The 282-nt window shown below is 33.7% G+C and carries 1 pseudogene; it reads left to right on the forward strand.

The features are described from left to right. Positions 1 to 282: pseudogene (locus ABD730_RS03810) on the forward strand (hypothetical protein); the annotation flags it as partial.

Below are 282 nucleotides of genomic sequence, written 5' to 3' on the forward strand. Positions count from 1 at the left end.
TAATAGAAATTCTAGAATTCAATTTTTTACTGATGCTGATGCCTCAAATGACGCTGAAATTTTTAGAAATAATGGTTCTGATGGAGATTTTATTATTGACAATGAAGGTAACGGTATTATGTATTTACGTAATCGTGGATCTGGACAAGTAAGATTAGGAACCAACAACACGGATGACTTATATATTGAAGATGGTGGTAATGTGGGTATTGGTATTAGTGATCCAACAGCTAAATTAGATGTTAACGGAACAGCTAGAATTAGAACGGTGAATAACGGAGA

The sequence above is a fragment of the Winogradskyella damuponensis genome (assembly GCF_039538385.1).
GTDB classification, from domain to species: domain Bacteria; phylum Bacteroidota; class Bacteroidia; order Flavobacteriales; family Flavobacteriaceae; genus Winogradskyella; species Winogradskyella damuponensis.